This window comes from Sinomicrobium sp. (assembly GCA_029266035.1).
Classification (GTDB): Bacteria; Bacteroidota; Bacteroidia; order Flavobacteriales; family Flavobacteriaceae; genus Sinomicrobium.
Map to the genome: position 1 here is coordinate 114,029 of JAJUFH010000001.1, position 15,325 is coordinate 129,353.

Genomic DNA, 15,325 nt, shown 5'->3' on the forward strand with positions numbered 1-15,325 from the left:
GCGGGAACTTTTCCCGCCGTTTTTTAAACCTTCTGTAACTACTCCAATATCTCCAGTCGAGCAAATCGAAGCAACAGTTTTTTCAACTGTCCGTTATCGAATTTTATCTCTGCTTTTTTGTCGTTCCCGGCACCTTCCATTTTTACAACTACACCCCTACCAAAACGGGTGTGTGACACCTTGGTTCCCACCTCGAGGTCGGCCGAAGCCGCCTGTCCGTTCCCCACGGGAGTAGACAATTCGGGTTTTATCTTTCGCAGTTTTCTCAACTGACTTTCTGTGGGCTTCAATCGCGAGGGTGGAGTGCTGCTCACCGGTTTGTTCTGCCTCAGCTTGCTCTTGTCCACATCTCCAAAAATATCGGCATCTATCAAGGGTTTGTAGCGGTACGTGTTATCCACGGGAGGAGTCAGGTATTCCAGGTATCTATCATCTATTTCTTCGATAAACCTGCTGGGTTCGGCATCGATGAGTTTACCCCAGCGGTAACGGCTTTGCGCATAGGTGAGAAAAGCTTGTTTCTCTGCCCTAGTCAGAGCCACATAAAACAAGCGGCGTTCTTCTTCCAGTTCGCTTCTCGTATTCATACTCATGGCCGAGGGAAAGAGGTCTTCTTCCATCCCCACTATATACACATAAGGGAATTCCAGTCCCTTGGCCAGGTGAATAGTCATCAACGACACCCTGTCGTCATCTCCGGTATCCTTGTCTAAATCGGTAGCCAGAGCCACATCTTCGAGAAATTCGGTTAGCGAACCGGTAGCACCGTCAATTTCCCGCTGTCCTTCAACAAAATCTCGAATACCGTTGAGCAATTCCTCTACATTCTCCATACGAGCTATCCCTTCCGGAGTACCGTCTTTTTTGAATTCGTGCAGCAGCCCTGTCTTCTTGGCTACGTGTTCTGCAAGTACAAAGGCATCTGCACTCTGAGCTGTTACCTGAAAACTCTGTATCATGGTGACAAAATCTTCCAACTTTCTACGAGTACCTGCATTGATTTTGAGATCTATTTTATCGAGCTGTTGTATCACCTCATAAATAGAGCGTTTGTAGTGATTGGCTGCCACAGTGAGTCGCTCCATGGTAGTCTGCCCTATGCCCCTAGCCGGATAGTTGATGACCCTATTCAGAGCTTCTTCATCTTTGGGATTGAGAATCAACCTCAAATAAGCCAGTACATCTTTGATCTCCTTGCGTTGGTAAAATGATAGTCCGCCGTAAATACGATACGGAATATCCCTTTTTCGCAGGGCATCTTCTATGGCTCTCGACTGCGAATTGGTACGGTACAATACGGCAAAATGACTGTTGGGCAATTGCTCCTGCATCCTTAACTCAAATACAGAACCGGCTACAAATCTACCCTCTTCTCCATCAGTAATACTGCGATGCACCTTTATTTTTCCTCCCTTCTCATTGGCTGTCCACACCACTTTTTCCAGTCTGGTCTGGTTTTTTTCAATCACCGAGTTTGCCGCTTCCACTATGTTTTTAGTAGAGCGGTAATTTTGTTCCAATCGGTATACCTGCACCCCGTCGTAATCACGCTGGAAATTCATGATATTATTGATATTTGCCCCGCGGAACGCATAGATACTCTGGGCGTCGTCGCCCACCACACAAATATTCTGGAACTTATCGCTCAGTGCCTTTACAATCAGGTATTGCGAATGATTGGTATCCTGATACTCGTCGACCAAAATATACCGAAAGCGCTCCTGGTACTTGGCCAGCACTTCGGGGAAACGAGTGAGCAACTCATTAGTTCTCAACAACAGATCGTCAAAATCCATAGCCCCTGCCTTAAAACAACGGTCTACATAAGCTGCATAGATTTCGCCCATCCGCGGCCTTTTGGCCATGGCGTCGGCCTCTACCAAATCCGGATTATTGAAATAGGCCTTGACTGTAATCAGACTGTTTTTATACGAAGATATTCTGTTCTGTATCTGCTTGTATTTGTACACATCCTTGTCCAGCCCAATTTCCTTGATGATGGCACTGATAAGCCTTTGGGAATCTTGAGTGTCGTAAATAGAGAAATTGCTAGGATACCCCAGCTTGTCGGCTTCAAAACGCAGTATTCTGGCAAAAACAGAGTGAAAAGTACCCATCCACAGGTTCTTTGCTTCGCTGTTTCCTACTATGCTGGCAATACGCGCTTTCATTTCTCGAGCGGCCTTATTGGTAAAGGTCAGAGCCAGGATATTAAAAGCATCTACTCCCTTGTGCATAAGGTAAGCGATGCGATAGGTAAGTACTCGGGTCTTTCCCGATCCGGCTCCGGCTATGACCATCAAGGGACCTTCCATATGCAACACAGGAGCTCTCTGTGCCTCGTTCAGTTCTGCTAAGTAATTTTCCACCTTGCTGTTGTTCTTTTCAAATGTATGACTCTCCTTGGCAAATATAAGAAACCTGTCTCTTGATTATTACGATTGCTTTCACGAAGTTTGTCCTTACGCTAACAACAATGTATGGAACTGACTGCACTGAGTTATATTATTATTGCTATACTCGTATTAGACTTCGCTATCGACCAGATTTTGGATTATCTCAACGCCCGACATTTTGACGATGCTACTCCCCAACTGCTCAACGACGTATACGACGCAGACAAATACCATCGCTCTCAGCAATACAAAAAGGAAAACTACCGCTTCTCTATCTGGTCTTCGAGCTTTTCCCTCTTGCTCACTCTCGGATTTCTCTTCGCCGGCGGTTTTGAATTTACCGATCAACTCGCGAGGAGCATTTCGGACAACGAGATCGTAGTCGCCCTGTTGTTTTTCGGAATGATTGTTCTCGCCAGCGATTTGATCAGCACTCCTTTTAGCTGGTACCACACCTTTGTAATCGAGGAAAAATACGGCTTCAACAAGAGCACCCCTATGCTCTTCCTCACCGACAAACTCAAGGGATGGCTTATGGGTGCTGTACTCGGAGGGAGCATTACAGCTCTGATTATCTGGTTTTACCAACTTACCGGAAGACAATTCTGGCTCTACGCCTGGGGGGCTGTCGCCTTTTTTTCTGTACTGATGAATATGTTTTACAGCCGACTAATCGTTCCGCTGTTTAACAAACAGACTCCTTTAGAAGAAGGGGAATTGAAAACCGCAATAGAGCGCTATGCTTCTCGAGTCGGTTTTACACTCAACAACATCTTTGTCATAGACGGTTCTAAAAGATCGAGCCGAGCAAACGCCTATTTTTCTGGCTTTGGCAGGGAAAAGAGAATTACGCTCTACGACACTCTGATAAAAGACCTGGACACTGAGGAGATAGTGGCTGTACTCGCTCATGAAGTAGGTCACTACAAGAGAAAACACATACTGTTTAACCTCTTCCTTTCTACAATACTTACAGGGCTCACCCTCTACCTGCTGTCTCTATGTGTCAATTTTCCCGAGTTGTCGCATGCCTTAGGCGTATCGCAACACAGTTTTCACACCGGTCTTATCACCTTCGGCATATTGTACAGTCCGATTTCGGAGATTACGGGAATAATAATGAACTATGTCTCGAGAAAATTTGAGTATCAGGCCGACAACTATGCCGGCGACACCTATTCTGCCGATCCCCTGATATCGGCACTGAAAAAACTGTCGAGAAACAATCTGAGCAACCTGACTCCACATCCGGCTTATGTAAAAGTACACTATTCGCATCCCACCCTGTTACAACGGATAAAAAACCTGCATCGCTAAAACGTCATACCCAGCCGTGAGCCACCGAAAGAGACACTAGCTCAAGAAGGCTTTTGGCACCTGTTTTTCTAAAGATGTTTTTGCGATGAGTAGCTACCGTAAGCGGACTGATACACAGCTGATCTGCTATTTCTTCCGTAGTCATACTTTGGGTCATCAATCTCAGTATCTCAAGCTCTCTTTTGCTCAACCTGATATCCAAAGCACTATTGGCATCGGTAATTTGATGGATAAACCTCTTTTTGTGATTGGCTATGGCGAGATTAAGGGTCAGGAGTAGGTGATCCTTGTTAAAAGGTTTGGTGATATAAGCATACGGCATAAGTCGCTCGGCACTTTTCATGGTGTCTATATCGGAATAAGCGGTGAGAAATATTACCGGGACCTCCTCGCCTACATTGTTTTCAATCAGTTCGAGTCCCGACACCTCACTGTTGAGATTGATATCGCTGATAATGGCGTCGTATTTGTTTGTCGCAATAGCTTCTCCCGCCTCAATCGGGTTGGTGACCACTTGACTTTCATAGCCATTGCTGTCGAGATATATTTTTATACTGTTGGCTATAATAACTTCATCTTCAACAATCAATATCTGCTTTGACATTTTTATCGGGGTTTTTGGCAATGGTTAATATAAGGGTTGATCCTTTTTTGTTTACAATAGTCACTTCGCCTTTGAGTTCACGGGCAAGGGTATAGATCAGGCTAAGTCCCATTTTCTTGGTTTCATCGGCTCTTCCGGGGTCAAAACCTTTGCCGTTGTCACTGTATACCAATCTAAACCGTTCGCCTACATCCTCAAAACTTATGCGAATCTTTCGATCTAATTGTCCTTTATCAAATGCGTGTTTTACGGTATTGGTGATTAGCTCGTTGAGAATAAGTCCCACATAGGTGATTTTTTCCACCGGATATATTACCGCTGCCAAATCGAGTTTTAAACTTATTTTCTCTCCCGAAAAACTAATCAGGTCTTGGGCTATAGATGTAAGGAAGCGATCTATTTGGAGGTATTTGTTATCGCTATTAGCATTCAGTATATCGTGTACCTTAGATACCGTATAGATACGCGACTGCAGCAATTTGAATTTTTCCTGAAGTGATATTTCGGGTATACTAGTGTTCTGAATATCGATAAGACTAGTGATGAGCTGTAGATTATTTTTCACTCTGTGGTTGAGCTCCCGCATGAGAAAGGTAATATTCTCCTTTTGCTGTTGGCTTACCGAAAGTGAGCGATTCAGGGCCTCATTGGCTTCGGTGAGTTCTGCTGTTCTCTCGTCTACCATTCTAGACAATCTCGCATTCAACCTTTTCTGTTGCTGATTCTTGTAGAGGAAAAAGAGGACAATACACAGTGACAAAAAAGAAATGGCAATCACCTTAAACCAAAGGGTCTCAAACCAGGGCGATTCGATTACTACGGTTAAACTGTCGGGCTCGCCCCAAAACAACTCGTTATTGCTCCCTTTCACCTTGAACACATAGGTTCCGGGATCTAGGTTGGTGTAGGTAGTACTGCGTTCGCGTGTTACCGGACGCCATTCCTTGTCGAAACCCTCCAGATAAAAACGGTATTGATTTCTTTCGGGCCACAAATAATTAAGGCTGGAATAATCGAAGGTAATCACATTTTGGTCGTGAGAAAACACAAGAGTATCGGAATACATGGCATTCCACACCACCGACTTACCAAACAACCTCACTTGTTCAATCAGGGTTTTACCTATTTTTCTATTGACTTTTACACTGTCGGGATGAAACATATTAAATCCGTTCATCCCACCAAAATACATAAGACCGAGACTATCTTTATAGGCCGATCTACCGTTGAATTCATTATTCTGCAGACCGTCTTCCTCCGTGTAATTTCTAAAGGTGTTGCGCTCTCTGTCAAATTCTGAAAGCCCGAAATTAGTAGATACCCATATATTCCCTTTATCGTCGGATGCCACTCCGTAAATAAAATCATTAGGCAAACCGCTCTGAGCCATAAAATGACTGACGGTACCGCTTTTGGCATCTATTTTATTTAATCCCTTTGCCGTTCCTACCCATATATTTTTAAACGGATCCTCGGCTATGCTAAACACTCTTGCATTAGACAACTGTTCGTTGTAGTAGGTGGTTTTGCCGTCTCTGATGCGGTACAAGCCTTCGTCACTGGCTATCCACAAGGTTCCGGAAGTATCGGTATAACTATTTCGCGATCGCACCAATGCCTTACCGCCAATAGGACGAAGACTCACCCCGTAATCGACAGTATTAAGAGCGTAAATACCACTCGACCAAGTGTGTACCAATATAGTGTCTCTATGCACGGGAGTAATGTGAATAATATCTGAATCCTGAAACGGTAAAGGCACGGGCTCAAAGGCGTCTTCTTTACGATTGTACCTTACCAGGCCACTTTCAAATCCGCCACCCCATATATCTCCCTTAAAATCCTTTTGTATCACATATTCTAGGAAACAGTTGGTCATATAGAGTTTGTAATCATCCTTTTTAGGCCTGTAACGCACCCATCCCAACTCTGTAGCCATCCAGATAGTATTGCCGTCTCTGAGAAAACTAAAAATACTGATAAAATCTTTCTTAGGTGAACCAGGAGCCTTAATGCGATAGGGAATAAACTTTTCCCTTTTGGGATGGTAGTAAAGAATCCCGCGCTCCTGAGTGCCAATCCACAGTCCGTCTTGGTTGTCTTTTGCAACACACAAAACCCCCGATTGCAACTGTTTTCCATCGTCCTCCACAAAAATCATCTTCCTCCACTGCAATCGATGGTCCAAAAGATAGGTATTCAGAAAACCTCCTACCAACAAGGTATTGTCATCCCATTTGACAATACTTCTCACCGCAGTATCAAAATCGGGAGGGTGACCTATACGCTCTACAGTGTTTTGCTCGCAGTAATACACAAATAAGCCTCCGTCTGTTCCTATAAGCGTTTCTGTATCTGAAAAAGGGTAAAAACAATTGATCTTACTCTCCTTAAAGCGATTGAAAACCTTTTCGATACCCACCGATTTCTGACGAAGGTCTAATTTGTAAATCCCACTAAAATTGGTTCCGATGAGAAATGTATCATCTCCTATCTCCTGTATGGCAGTAACATAATCGTTCTCTTTGGATTTAGGGATAGGGATAACCGTAAACTCCAGTGTTTTTCTATCGACCAGCAAACAATTTCCAATTGCACCAACCAAAAGGTATCGCTCGTCGACGGCATACAACACGCTGCTGTATCTCACCAAAGGGTAGGCTTCAAAATCTATTTGATCCTCAAAACTCAAAAAACGATCTTCGGAAAGAATGTAGGCTACCAGCGAATGCGTGGTGGTAGCAATCCACAGTGTATCGCTTTTGTAAAACAAATCAGTCACATCGTCATCGGGAAGCTCACCGGGCTTATCTCCGGCGCGAAACACCTTCATTTCATAGCCGTTAAACCGGTTCAGTCCGTTCTCCGTAGCAATCCAGACATAACCGTTGTCGTCCATAGCCAAAGCTGCTGCTCCCAGTTGAGAAAGTCCCTGTTCTTGGGCAATATTTTTAACAGTAAGTGTATCTGCCGGGATAATTTGTGCCATACATATCCCAGTAACTACAAAGTATATCAACAAAAAAGAGCGTAGCTTTTTATTCATTGGCAACAAGCTGATATTTCCCTTTTGACAAACTTACTCAAGGAATGTTTAAAAAACATACCCTCTTCAGGGTATTTTTATGACAATATGCTAATAATAACGAGTAGGCCGATCGAGTCCGGAAAACCGGAAAATCTGTCTGTTGTACAACAAAAGATAAGTGGGGCATAAAATTTGTGATGAATATACAAAAGAATTTTATTAACTTTATATAAGAGCATTTTAAAAGAAGAATTTGACCGACAAATAGTCGATTTTTGCAACGATCACAGAAGAACAGGGATATATGACAGTAGTAATCGATACCGAAAGAGAAAACAAGGAGATTGCCAAACAGTACAAAGAACTGTTGCGCATCAGTTACCAAACGCTGAGTGAGGAAGACAAAAAACTCATCAGAAAGGCGTTTGACACTGCTGTAGACGCTCATAAAGACCAGCGGAGAAAAAGCGGGGAAGCCTATATATTCCACCCTATTGCCGTAGCCAAGATTGTGGCTTCCGAAATTGGGCTGGACGCTACCTCTATCGCTGCGGCCTTACTACACGATGTGGTGGAAGATACCGATTACAGCCTTGAAGACATCGAAGAGATGTTCGGAAAAACCGTAGCGGTCATCGTAGACGGTCTTACAAAAATATCGAACCTGAGCAAAGAAAAGAATATTTCGCTTCAGGCGGAGAATTTCCGAAAAATGCTGCTCACCCTCAACGACGATGTCAGGGTTATCATCATCAAGATTGCAGATCGATTACACAATATGCAAACCATGGAATCCATGCCGGAGCACAAACAGGTGAAAATCGCTTCTGAAACCCTGTACATCTATGCTCCGCTGGCTCATCGTATAGGACTGTACAACATAAAGACCGAACTGGAAGACCTCGGACTCAAATACACCGAGCCACAGGTGTACAACGACATATTGGACAAGGTAGAAGAGAGCAAAGAAGACCAAAAAGCTTATATCGATGCTTTTTCAAATATCATACGGGAAAGTTTGGACAAAGAGGGTTTGAATTATCAGATTAAAGGACGGCCGAAATCCATCTTTTCTATCAGGCGAAAAATGCAGGCACAGCGGGTTACTTACGAGGAGGTTTACGACAAATTTGCGCTTAGGATTATCTACAAATCGGATGCCGCCAATGAAAAGTTTCTCGCTTGGAAAATATACTCCGTAGTCACCGATCATTTCCGCCCAAATCCGGTGCGTCTTCGCGACTGGATTTCATCTCCTAAATCCACCGGATACGAAGCGCTTCACATCACCGTAATGGGACCTAAAGGACGCTGGGTAGAAGTACAAATACGCAGTGAACGCATGCACGAAATAGCCGAAAAAGGATATGCTGCTCATTTTAAGTACAAACACGGCGATCAGAAAGAACAAGGAATAGAAATATGGTTAAATCGTCTTCAGGAAGCGCTGGAAAACCCCAATGCCAATGCAGTAGATTTTGTAGAAGAATTTAAACTCAACCTCTATTCCAAAGAAATTTTTGTCTTTACCCCCAAGGGAGAGTTAAAGTCACTGCCCAAAGGAGCCACTGCACTCGACTTTGCCTTTAACATCCACACCGAAATCGGGATGCACACCAGAGGAGCCCGGGTAAACAGCAAACTCGTCCCACTGAGTCATACTCTAAAAAGTGGAGACCAGGTGGAAATCATCACTTCAGAACACTCCAAACCCAATGCTAACTGGTTGGATTATGCCACCACAGCACGGGCAAGAGCCAAGATTAAAACCTCGCTAAAAGAAGACAAAAAACTCATAGGCGAAGAAGGTAAAGAATTGCTGAGACGGAAGTTAAAACACCTCAAAATCACCCTAAACGAAAAAGTGGTAAACGAGCTGGTGGTTTATTTTAAACTCAAAACCAGCCTGGATCTGTTCTTTCGAGTAGGCATCGGAACCATAGACAATCAGATGCTCAAAAATTTTGCGTCGAATAGAACCAATACCTTTATAAATTTTTTCAAGAACCGCATCCGGAAAACGCCTTCCGCACCACAGGAAGAAGTAGAAAAAGACGAAGTTACCTCTACCTACGACCTATTAGTGTTTGGCAAGGAAGAGGAAAAGCTCAATTACAAGTTGGCCAATTGCTGTAATCCCATACCTGGTGACGACGTTTTTGGATTTATTACGGTCAACGAAGGAATCAAAGTTCACAAAAAGGATTGTCCTAATTCCATAGCCCTGCAATCAAATTACGCCTATCGCATTATTCCGGCAAAATGGATAGACTCCAGCCAACAGGAATTTGTGGTGATGATCGGGTTGTCGGGAATAGATAATATGGGGTTAGTGAGTAATGTAACTCGGATTATCTCAAACAATATGCATGTCAATATGAAGAGTATACAATTCGATTCTGACGACGGGATTTTTTCGGGAAAAATCACCGTAGTTGTCAAAAACAACACTATCCTGAAAAAACTTATAGACAACCTAAAGAAAATGAACGGAATAGACAAGGTGACCCGATTGTAAGCTCATAGACATCATCAGCCTGTATCCTTCAAATTTCACTCTGGTTCAAACAAAAATCTTTCCGTACCTTTGCTTTTTAGGATTTTATGTATTTGCGAAAGCGTATACCCGAAGAAGATCGAAAAAAAAATGCGTAAGTTTGTATGTTAATATTTTGATATCCAATTATGACAAGTGATACCACAAATAAGAAAAATCAGGAGATTGTAAAAAATGTCTTCACCCGTTTTCTGGAAGATAACGGCCATCGAAAAACTCCGGAACGCTACGCTATTTTACAAGAGATATACGAAAGTGAAGATCATTTTGATATAGAATCGCTGTACATCAAAATGAAAAACAAAAACTACAGGGTGAGCCGAGCAACACTGTACAATACCATAGAGCTTTTATTGGAGTGCGGACTGGCCAGAAAACATCAGTTTGGGCAAAATCAGGCGCATTACGAGAAATCGTATTTCGACAGACAACACGACCACGTTATCCTCACCGACACCGGCGATGTTATGGAGTTTTGCGACCCGCGTATTCAATCTATCAAGCAGACCATAGAAGAAGTATTCAACATCAAAATACACAATCACTCCCTGTATTTTTACGCTACCAGGGACGAAGAAAAATCATAACTCAATATAGAAAAATCACACTGAGGCTCCTTAGGGAACAACGGATTAAAAATCCGTTATCGCACAAGTATTTCCCGAATGGAAGCCAAATTTTGTATTAACATCAAGACTGTATAAACACAAATAACACCATGGCAGTAGATTTACTACTCGGACTTCAGTGGGGAGACGAAGGCAAAGGAAAAATTGTCGATGTACTCACCAAAAACTACGATATCATAGCCCGTTTTCAGGGCGGACCAAATGCCGGGCACACGCTTGAATTTGACGGTATAAAACACATTCTTCGCACCATCCCATCTGGTATATTTCACCCCAGTGCTGTAAACGTTATCGGCAATGGTGTTGTTATAGACCCCGTTGTACTAGTACAAGAATTGAAAGGACTGGAAAAATTTGATATCGACTACAAGAGCAAATTGATACTTTCCAGAAAAGCTCACCTCATTTTACCTACACACCGCTTACTCGACGCCGCTTCTGAAGCGTCGAAAGGAAAAGCCAAAATCGGATCTACGCTAAAAGGTATAGGTCCTACTTATATGGACAAGACGGGTAGAAATGGGCTTCGAATAGGTGACTTGGAACTCGACACCTTCGAATCGCAATACCGCGCCTTGGTCAAAAAACACGAAAACATGATACGTCATTACGACGTAGATATGGAATACAACCTCCCCGAATTGGAAGCAGAATTCTTTAGTGCTGTGGCCAAATTGAAAGAACTGACTTTTATAGATAGTGAAGCTTACCTGAACAACGCGCTGAAACAAGAAAAGAAAATACTTGCCGAAGGAGCACAGGGATCGCTTTTGGATATTGATTTTGGCACCTATCCCTATGTCACCTCTTCCAATACTACCGCCGCCGGAGCCTGTACCGGACTCGGTGTAGCGCCCAACCGCATAGGAGAAGTATACGGCATATTCAAGGCGTACACTACTCGAGTAGGAAGTGGCCCCTTCCCTACCGAACTCTTTGACGAGGTAGGTGAACGCATGGCAAAAGTAGGCAATGAGTTTGGTGCAGTAACAGGACGCCCCAGACGTTGTGGATGGCTCGATCTCGTAGCCCTCAAATACGCTGTACAGGTAAACGGAGTTACACAACTCATGATGATGAAAGCCGATGTGCTCTCCAATTTTGACACACTCAAAGTGTGTACTGCATACAAATACAAAGGCGAAGTAATAGATCATCTGCCATTTTCGATAGAAAAGGAAAATGTAACCCCCGTGTATACCGAACTCAAAGGATGGGATCAAGATCTCACAGGGCTCGACTCGGCCGATCAACTGCCGTCAGAACTTCAAGATTATATTCGCTTCCTCGAAGAACAACTCGAAGTTCCGGTAAAAATAGTATCTGTAGGTCCCGACAGAACACAAACTATATACCGCTAAACAACAGTTACAAATTGCCTTTTTAGTGAATATTTTATTTTGAGGTACACTAAAAAGGCAATTTGCACTTTAAAACTTCAGGCATCCAAGCTCTTTCCTCCCTTAAATTCCTCTTAAAAGCAAGTTCTCCTCTGCAAAAAAGATTATTTTTGACGTAAATTTTACAAGGTGTCCACATATTTGAAACACATAATCTGTGCTTTTGTCTTGCTATCATCTCTCACCTCCTTCGCTCAAGAGAAGGCGAAGAAGAAAGAAAAAATAAAGGTCGTATACGGAGGAGTCTACAACGAAGACAACCAAAAATATCCGGGGGCCACCGTACTCACCAAAAAAGAGAGACAAGTACAATTTGAGCACGAAGGAGTAGACCTCTGGTGTGATGTCGCCGTTTTATATCCGGCAGACAACCTGCTCAAGGCCTTTGGCAATGTATATCTGCAACAAGGTGACACCTTGCAAATGAACAGTGGTTACTTGGAATACAGCGGTAACAGCAAACTGGCCATGGCCGAAAAAGAGGTTGTTCTACAAAATCCCGATATGACCCTTACTACAGACAAACTCTACTTCGACCGCAACATACAAGAAGCTTATTACAATACCTCAGGAACCGTAAAAGACAGCACCAATATACTGACCAGCGAAGAGGGTAGGTATTATCTGACTCCGAAAAAGTTTAAGTTTGTAAAAGATGTCACAGTTACCAATCCCGATTACGTACTCCATTCACTGCGGCTCGATTATTACACCACCACCAAACACGCCTATATGTTCGGACCTTCGACCATTGTTGGAAAAGACTATACCATATACTGCGAAAGAGGGTTTTACAAAACACAAAGTGAAGAGGGGTATTTTGTAAAGAGATCGCAGGTAGAATACAACAACCGCATTATAAACGGAGACAGCATCTATTTTAACAAACTGGATAATTTCGCTTCGGCTACCAACAATATTAAAATAACCGACACCATTAATAAGGGGATTGTAAAAGGACATTACGCCGAGGTTTTCAAAGAAAAAGACTCGCTGTTTATCACCAAGCGCGCTGTAGCCATAAACGAAGTCGAAAACGACTCTATATATATTCACGGAGACACTCTCATGGTTACTGGAAAACCAGAAAACCGTATTATTCGCGCCTATTACAACGCGAAATTCTACAAGTCGGACATGAGTGGAAAATGCGACTCTATACACTCTAATCAGAAAACCGGCATCACCCAACTGATCAGACGTCCGATACTGTGGTCTGGAGAAACCCAGATGACGGGAGACAGTATCAATCTGCTGAGCAATCCGGAAACCGAACAACTGGATTCACTAAGAGTGTGGGACAACGCCTTTGTCGTACAAAAAGACACCCTTACTGAAAATGGCTATAATCAGATCAAGGGCAAGGAATTACTCGGGTACTTTGAAGAAAACCAGTTGCGAATAGTCGATATCATCAAGAACGCCGAATCGATATACTACACCCGGAACGACAAAAACGAATTGATAGGTATCGACAAACACGTGAGTGGTAATATACAGTTTACTCTTGCCAACAACGAAATGCAGGACATCTCGTATTTTATCAATCCCGATGCTGTATTGTACCCCGAAGAAGAACTCCCTCCAAACGCGCGAAAATTAAGAGGCTTTGTATGGCATGGAGACGAGATGATACGTACTAAAGAGGACATTTTTGACGAAGATGACAGAAATATAGAACTCGTAAAGATCAGGGGAATAGACAATCCTATCGATATCGAAGAAGAGGAAGAAGAATACCGGAAGGCTATGATGGATTCCGTTCCGCAGCAGCTACCTCCCAGACAACATTCTAGACCGACTTCAGAGGCAGGAAAAAGGGATAGCATCCCTCCTACAACCACCGATACCCTTCCAAAAGTTAATCAGCCTACAGACAGTACAAACACCGTCGATATAGATACGACAAAAACAAACAGCCTTATAAAAGACAGTACTGACCTTCATTTGCCAGATAGCACCGCTACAGACAGCCTACTCAAAATACGAGAGGCGATAGATAGCACAAGGATTGAGATAAGAGACACTACAAAGATAAGCCTCCCGGTAATAGATAGTACCGATTTCCATTTGCCGGATACTACAGCGATAGACAGCCTACTTCAAAAACCGCCAAGCTCAAAAACCTCGGAAACGGAAGAAACACCTCAATAATGAATGCCAAAGGATATGATGAAAAAGGATTTTTTAAGTTATCAGGCACAGACCTCTCCCCGGCCTATGGCACTGGAAGTAAGCCGCGCTGAGGGTAGTTATATTTACGATACAGATGGCCGAGCATATCTCGATTTTATCGCAGGAGTATCTGCAAACACCTTAGGACACAGTCATCCGCGAATAGTAAAGGCGGTAAGTGATCAAGTCGAAAGTTATATGCACGTTATGGTATACGGCGAATTTATACAACACCCTGCGGTAAAATTAGCCAAACTACTTGCCGAAAACCTACCCGATCCGCTAGATAGCACCTATCTCGTAAACTCCGGCACCGAAGCTACTGAAGGCGCATTAAAATTGGCCAGAAGAGTCACGGGAAGAAGCGAAATCATAGCTGCACATGGCGCATATCACGGAAACACCCAGGGCTCTATGAGTGTTATGGGGTATGAAGAGCGAAAACAAGCTTTCCGCCCACTTATTCCCGGAAATAAATTTATCAGCTTCAACAAAGAGGAAGATCTACAAAAAATTACTGACAAAACTGCCGCTGTAATTCTGGAAACCATACAAGGTGGCGCCGGTTTTATAGTGCCGGAAGACAACTATTTGCAAAAAGTGAGGAAACGCTGTGACGAAACCGGAGCACTACTCATACTCGACGAAATACAACCCGGTTTCGGAAGAACGGGAAAACTCTTCGGTTTTGAACATTACCACATTGTTCCAGACATTCTCGTGATGGGCAAAGGTATGGGAGGTGGAATGCCGGTTGGGGCCTTTACAGCGGCGAGAAAGCACATGGTACAACTGATGGACAAACCAGCTCTCGGACATATCACCACTTTTGGAGGAAATCCCGTAGTAGCCTCGGCCTGCCTGGCAACACTGCAGGAATTGACAGAAACTTCCATTATGGTCGATATACAAGCAAAAGAAGCTCTCTTTCGCTCATTACTTGTACATCCGCTAATCACAGAGGTAAGAGGTAAAGGACTTATGCTTGCCATAATGACAGCATCTGAAAAACTGAGCGCTCACATTATACAGGAATCCCTAAAGCGAGCTTTGCTACTGTTTGGACTGTTATTTGAGAGGAAAGCTGTGAGAATCACCCCTCCACTCACAATTTCAGAAGATGAAATACGGCAAGGATGTGCTGTAATAATAGATATACTCAACGAATGGCACGATTGATGTTAACTACTTTGTTGATAACAAATAGCCGATGAGACCC

At 43.3% G+C, this 15,325-nt stretch carries 9 protein-coding genes; 6 read left to right on the forward strand and 3 right to left on the reverse strand.

All coding sequences use genetic code 11. The features are described 5' to 3' along the window. Positions 1–38: 38 nt before the first annotated feature. A complete protein-coding gene (locus ACYZZR_RS00455; protein ID WP_461532019.1) occupies positions 39–2,369 on the reverse strand; it encodes an ATP-dependent helicase in 2,331 nt (776 codons plus the stop codon). Positions 2,370–2,480: 111 nt separating this feature from the next. Between ACYZZR_RS00455 and ACYZZR_RS00460 the strand changes: the two genes are divergently transcribed. Further along, positions 2,481–3,713 carry a M48 family metallopeptidase gene (locus ACYZZR_RS00460; RefSeq protein ID WP_461532020.1) on the forward strand — a complete coding sequence of 411 codons (1,233 nt, stop codon included), beginning with the start codon at positions 2,481–2,483 and terminating at the stop codon, positions 3,711–3,713. A gap of 4 nt (positions 3,714–3,717) precedes the next feature. Here ACYZZR_RS00460 and ACYZZR_RS00465 read toward each other — a convergent pair whose 3' ends face one another. Then, on the reverse strand, positions 3,718–4,317 hold the full coding sequence (locus tag ACYZZR_RS00465) for a response regulator transcription factor (protein ID WP_461532021.1): 600 nt from the start codon (positions 4,315–4,317) through the stop codon (positions 3,718–3,720). Then, positions 4,292–7,306 carry a ligand-binding sensor domain-containing protein gene (locus ACYZZR_RS00470; protein WP_461532022.1) on the reverse strand — a complete coding sequence of 1,005 codons (3,015 nt, stop codon included), beginning with the start codon at positions 7,304–7,306 and terminating at the stop codon, positions 4,292–4,294. Before ACYZZR_RS00470 ends, ACYZZR_RS00465 begins: the two co-directional genes overlap by 26 nt. A 343-nt stretch (positions 7,307–7,649) precedes the next feature. Between ACYZZR_RS00470 and ACYZZR_RS00475 the strand changes: the two genes are divergently transcribed. The 5 genes from ACYZZR_RS00475 (at position 7,650) to ACYZZR_RS00495 (ending at position 15,285) form a co-directional block, all read left to right on the forward strand. Further along, the gene (locus ACYZZR_RS00475) at positions 7,650–9,863 is read left to right on the forward strand and encodes a RelA/SpoT family protein (protein ID WP_461532023.1); all 2,214 of its coding nucleotides are present in this window, start codon (positions 7,650–7,652) and stop codon (positions 9,861–9,863) included. Between the two features lie 167 nt (positions 9,864–10,030). Further along, complete coding sequence (locus ACYZZR_RS00480; RefSeq protein WP_461532024.1) at positions 10,031–10,489, forward strand: Fur family transcriptional regulator; 459 nt, start codon at positions 10,031–10,033, stop codon at positions 10,487–10,489. 131 nt (positions 10,490–10,620) lie between these two features. Next, positions 10,621–11,892, forward strand: a complete 1,272-nt coding sequence (locus ACYZZR_RS00485; RefSeq protein ID WP_461532025.1) for an adenylosuccinate synthase — start codon at positions 10,621–10,623, stop codon at positions 11,890–11,892. Between the two features lie 180 nt (positions 11,893–12,072). Continuing rightward, on the forward strand, positions 12,073–14,085 hold the full coding sequence (locus ACYZZR_RS00490) for an OstA-like protein (RefSeq protein ID WP_461532026.1): 2,013 nt from the start codon (positions 12,073–12,075) through the stop codon (positions 14,083–14,085). A gap of 18 nt (positions 14,086–14,103) precedes the next feature. Next, positions 14,104–15,285 carry an aspartate aminotransferase family protein gene (locus tag ACYZZR_RS00495; RefSeq protein WP_461532272.1) on the forward strand — a complete coding sequence of 394 codons (1,182 nt, stop codon included), beginning with the start codon at positions 14,104–14,106 and terminating at the stop codon, positions 15,283–15,285. The last annotated feature ends 40 nt before the right edge of the window (positions 15,286–15,325 follow it).